Annotated in this window: 4 protein-coding genes; 3 read left to right on the top strand and 1 reads right to left on the bottom strand. The window is 63.0% G+C overall.

Annotation, left to right across the window (positions count from 1 at the left end; translation table 11 throughout):
- Positions 1–848: choline sulfate utilization transcriptional regulator (locus ACK1U9_RS06690; RefSeq protein ID WP_449109777.1), on the bottom strand; the 848-nt coding region annotated here is incomplete at its 3' end.
- Positions 849–956: 108 nt separating this feature from the next.
- On the opposite strand from ACK1U9_RS06690, the gene betC reads away from it, so the two are divergent.
- From betC to ACK1U9_RS06705, 3 genes are all read left to right on the top strand, one after another.
- Positions 957–2,474 (top strand): choline-sulfatase, encoded by a 1,518-nt coding sequence (gene betC / locus ACK1U9_RS06695; protein ID WP_449109778.1) that lies wholly within the window; start codon positions 957–959, stop codon positions 2,472–2,474.
- 14 nt (positions 2,475–2,488) lie between these two features.
- Positions 2,489–3,418 (top strand): choline ABC transporter substrate-binding protein, encoded by a 930-nt coding sequence (gene choX / locus ACK1U9_RS06700; RefSeq protein ID WP_153671651.1) that lies wholly within the window; start codon positions 2,489–2,491, stop codon positions 3,416–3,418.
- A gap of 143 nt (positions 3,419–3,561) precedes the next feature.
- Positions 3,562–5,127: a SulP family inorganic anion transporter gene (locus tag ACK1U9_RS06705; protein ID WP_046615300.1), complete on the top strand. Its 1,566-nt coding sequence runs from the start codon at positions 3,562–3,564 to the stop codon at positions 5,125–5,127.
- Positions 5,128–5,165: the final 38 nt, after the last annotated feature.

Genomic DNA, 5,165 nt, shown 5'->3' on the forward strand with positions numbered 1-5,165 from the left:
CCACGCCGCTTACGCGGCGGCAGCACGACGTAATACCCGCGCTCCGAACGCAAACTCCCCTCCAGCGGCCGGCACAGCAACCCCTGCTCGACCAACCCATCTACCAAATGCCCCCAGCCAATCGCCACCCCTTGCCCGGCAATCGCCGCCTGGATCAGCAACGTATAGTTATCAAACCGCAACTGCCCGGCCGGCGGCGGGCTGGCCACACCAAACCCGCGAAACACCCCCGACCAGTCAAACCAACGGCTAGCCTGCTCGCCCTTCAAGTGGAGCAAGGGCAATCGTTGCAAAGCCAGGGCTGACAAGGCTTTGCCGTGAATCAACCGGGGGCTGCACACCGGGAAAACCTCCTCATCGAACAGCCAGCGGCTCTCGCCCTGGTGAAAACGCCCGTCACCAAACAGCACCGCCACATCGATGTCCGGTCGCAACATGCCCTGGCTGCGCTCACCGGTTACCAGGCTCACATCCACCTGTGGATAAGCCTCGTGAAAACGCTGCAGCCGTGGCATCAGCCAGAACGCTGCAAAGGCGAAGTCGGTAGCCACCTGCAGCACTTCGCGCTGGCCGCGCCCACTGGCCTGGGCAATGCCGTCCTCCATGGCCTGCAGGCCCTGATGCACCTGTTCGAACAGCACCTGGCCAGCCTCGGTCAGCTCGATACCCCGATAAATGCGGTCGAACAGGCGCGTGCCCAACTGTGCCTCCAGCCGTTTGACTTGCTGACTCACCGCCGGCTGCGTGGTGCCCAGCTCCAGCGCCGCGGCGGTAAAGCCGCGCAAGCGTGCGGCGGCCTCGAACACGCGCAAGGTATCCAGCGACAGCTCGGCAAGGTGATCAAACATTAGCGTGGCTAATCCCAGTCATTGCCCGCCATGGGCTTTACCCATGTTATCCACAGTCGCATCTTGATAGGCAAGCGGTTCGCATAACCCTCAACGATGGAAGCCACCATGACGCGCCCGAATATCCTGTTCATCATGGCCGACCAGATGGCCGCGCCCTTGCTGCCGATCTACGCCTCTTCGCCGATCCAGATGCCGCACCTTAGCCGCCTTGCCGAACAGGCGGTGGTGTTCGACTCGGCCTACTGCAACAGCCCGTTGTGCGCGCCGTCGCGCTTCACTCTGGTCAGCGGCCAGTTGCCCAGTCGCATCGGCGCCTACGACAACGCCGCCGACTTCCCCGCCGACGTGCCGACCTACGCCCATTACCTGCGCCGCCTGGGTTACCGCACAGCGCTGTCGGGCAAGATGCACTTCTGCGGCCCGGACCAGTTGCATGGCTACGAAGAACGCCTTACCAGCGATATCTACCCGACCGATTACGGCTGGGCGGTGAACTGGGATGAACCGGACGTGCGCCCGAGCTGGTATCACAACATGTCCTCGGTGCTGCAGGCCGGCCCATGCGTGCGCACCAACCAGCTGGATTTCGACGATGAAGTGGTGTTCAAGGCGCGCCAGTACCTGTACGACCATGTGCGTGAAAACGATGGCCGACCCTTCTGCCTGACCGTGTCGATGACCCACCCGCACGACCCGTACACCATCCCCAGGCGCTACTGGGACCGCTACGAGGGTATGGATATCCCCATGCCCCGCAACGAGTTCGGCCAGGCAGAACTCGACCCCCACTCGCAACGCCTGCTGAAGGTCTACGACCTGTGGAACAAACCGCTGCCTGTGGACAAAATTCGTGACGCCCGCCGTGCCTACTTTGGCGCCTGCAGCTACATCGACGACAACATCGGCCTGCTGCTGCAGACCCTGGAGGAATGCAACCTGGCCGACGACACCCTGATCGTCTTCTCCGGCGACCACGGCGACATGCTTGGCGAGCGTGGCCTCTGGTACAAGATGCACTGGTTCGAGATGTCGGCACGGGTGCCGTTGCTGGTACACGCGCCAATGCGCTTCGCGCCAGCCCGGGTCAGCGCCTCGGTATCTACCTGCGACCTGCTGCCAACCCTGGTAGAGCTGGCTGGCGGGGCTGTGGATAACCACCTGCACCTGGATGGCCGCTCACTGGTCGGCCACCTGCAAGGGCAGGGCGGCCATGACGAAGTGATTGGCGAATACATGGCCGAAGGCACCGTCGGCCCTCTGATGATGATCCGCCGGGGCCCGTACAAGTTCGTGTACAGCGAAGACGACCCATGCCTACTCTATGACCTGAGCCGCGACCCGCACGAGCGGGAGAATCTCACCGGCAGCCCGGAACACCAGGCGCTGCTGCAGGCATTTGTCGATGAAGCACAGCAACGTTGGGATATCCCCAGCCTGCGCCAGCAGGTTCTTGCCAGCCAGCGGCGGCGCCGCCTGGTGGCCGAGGCGCTGGCCATCGGCAAGCTGAAAAGCTGGGACCACCAACCGCTGGTGGATGCCAGTCAACAGTACATGCGCAACCACATAGATCTCGACGACCTCGAGCGCAAGGCACGTTATCCACAGCCCGCCCCCCTGGATTGAGAAGAGAGGCCGCCATGCACAAGTTCTCTGCAGCCGTGTTCGTCCTGGCCCTGAGCCTGGGTACCGCCACAGCCTACGCCGCCGACAGCGACGCGCAATGCACCACCGTGAAGATGGCCGACCCCGGCTGGAGCGACATCGCCACGACCAACGCCTTGGCCCGCCTGCTTCTGGAAAGCCTGGGCTACCGGGTGAAAATCGACAGCCTGGCCGTGCCAATCATCTACGGTGGCCTCAAGGATGGCCGCGTCGATGCCTTCCTCGGCAACTGGATGCCGGCGCAGCAGGGCTTTCATGACAAATTCATCGAAAATGGCGATGTGCAGCAGCTTTCACGCAACCTGGAAGGAACCGAGTTCACCCTGGCGGTGCCCGACTATGTGTGGAATGCCGGGGTGAAGGATTTCGCCGACTTGCAGAAACACGCCGACCAGTTCGACAAGAAGCTGTACGGGATCGGTTCCGGGGCACCGGCCAACCTGTCGTTGAAGGAAATCATCGACAAGAATGAATTCAACCTCGGCCAGTGGAAGCTGGTGGAGTCCAGCGAGCAGGCGATGCTGGCGCAGGTCGACCGAGCGGTGAAGAAACAACAGTTCATCACCTTCCTCGGCTGGACCCCGCACCCGATGAACGTGAAGCTGAAGATGCATTACCTGAGCGGTGGGGAGAAGTGGTTTGGCAGCAAGGGCGAGGTGTATACCCTGACCCGCAAGGGTTATCCACAAGCCTGCCCGAATGCGGCCAAGCTGCTGGGTAACCTGAAGTTCACGCTGGACATGGAAAACACCATCATGGCCGAAGTTGTGGACAAGAAGATCAGCTTCGATGATGCGGCCAAGGCTTGGCTTAAGGCGCACCCCGAGTTGCTGGAAGGGTGGTTGGCCGGGGTGACGACCAAGGCCGATGGCAATGCGCTGGAGGCCGTCAAAGCCAAACTGTAACCTCACAAGCAAACCTCTATCCCTGTGGGAGCGGGCATGCCCGCGAACACCGGCGAAGCCGGTGCCATCCACCGCGGCGGCTTCTTCGCGGGCGCGCCCGCTCCCACAGGGATTGGTGAAACAGTAAGGAATGTGGATAACCCATGCATCGCCTCACTCACCTGCTGCCCTTCCTCTCATGGCTCCCCCGCCAATCGGGCCGCAGCCTGCGCCAGGACCTGCTGGTAGGCCTGAGCGGTGCAATCCTCGCTCTGCCGCAATCCATCGCCTACGCCCTGATCGCCGGCCTGCCTGCCGAATACGGCCTGTACGCCGCCATTGTGCCAGTACTGATCGCCTGCCTGTGGGGCTCGTCCTGGCACCTGATTTGCGGCCCGACCGCTGCCATTTCCATCGTGCTCTACGCCAGCATCAGCCCGCTGGCCGTGGCCGGCAGCGCCGACTATGTCACCTTGGTGCTGCTGCTGACCTTCCTCGGCGGCATCTTCCAGTTGCTGCTGGGGCTTTTGCGCTTCGGCGCACTGGTCAATTTCGTCTCCCATTCCGTGGTGCTCGGCTTCACCCTGGGCGCCGCTGTCGTCATTGCCCTGGGCCAGTTGCCCAACCTGCTGGGCATGGACCTGCCAAGCCAAGCCACGGCGTTGAAGACCGTGCAGGACCTGGCCAGCCATGCTGGCGAGGTCGACCTGCCTTCCTTGATTCTGGGCCTAGCCACAGTGGTGATCGGCGTAAGCTTCAAGCTCTGGCGCCCACGCTGGCCCAGCCTGTTGATAAGCCTGATTTTGGTGAGCCTGCTGGCCTGGCTGCTGCCTGGGTTCTTTAGCCATGTGCCGCGTGTGCCCGCATTCACCGGCCAGCTGCCTCCCTTCAGCCCGCTGCCCTTGCTGGATGTGGAACTGATCCTGCGCCTGCTGCCCAGCGCCGTGGCGGTGGGCATGCTCGGGCTGGTCACCAGCCTGTCGATCGCCCGCTCGTTGTCAGCACGTTCGGAGCAGTTGATCGACGCAGACCAGGAAATACGCGCACAGGGCCTGTCGAACATCGTCGGTGCGTTTTTCTCCGGGTACCTGTCTTCCGGCTCCTTCACCCGCTCCGGGCTGAGCTACGACGCCGGCGCACGCTCGCCCATGGCCGGGGTATTCTCGGCGCTGTGGGTGGCGGTGTTCGCCGTTGCCGGAGCCGGGCTGATCGCGCACCTGCCGATTCCGGCCATGGCCGGCAGCATCCTATTGATCTGCTGGGGATTGGTGGACCACCGGGGGATTCGCGCGCTGTTCCGGGTGAGCCGCTCGGAGTTTCTGGTAATGGCACTGACGGCGGCGGCGACCTTGTTGCTGGAATTGCAGACGGCGATCTATGCCGGGGTGCTGGCGTCTCTGTTCTTCTATCTGAAACGCACCTCACGGCCACGGGTGCAGCAGAGCCGTGAAGGGGAGGCGGATGTGCTACGGGTGGGTGGATCGATCTTCTTTGGTGCGGCGCACTACCTGCAGGTGCGCTTGCAGCGCTGCCAGGGGCCGCATGTGGTGATCGATGCGCGGCAGGTGAACTTCATCGATTACTCGGGTGTGGATATGTTGCACCGCGAGGCGCGGCGGTTGCGGCGGGCGGGGGGGAGCTTGACCCTGCACCGAGCCAGGCCGCAGGTGATCGAGGAATTGCAGAAGCTGGATGGGGTGGAGTTGTGCCCGATCCGGTTTGAGGAGTGAGACTGAGATATTGGGGCTGCTTTGCAGCCCATCGCCGG

The organism is Pseudomonas sp. XP1, assembly GCF_053557675.1.

What these genes read in the sequence shown, in the direction of transcription:
- ACK1U9_RS06705 (WP_046615300.1), top strand. Translation starts at nt 3,562, where the DNA reads ATGCATCGCCTCACTCACCTGCTGCCCTTCCTCTCATGGCTCCCCCGC.
- choX (WP_153671651.1), top strand. Translation starts at nt 2,489, where the DNA reads ATGCACAAGTTCTCTGCAGCCGTGTTCGTCCTGGCCCTGAGCCTGGGT.
- betC (WP_449109778.1), top strand. Translation starts at nt 957, where the DNA reads ATGACGCGCCCGAATATCCTGTTCATCATGGCCGACCAGATGGCCGCG.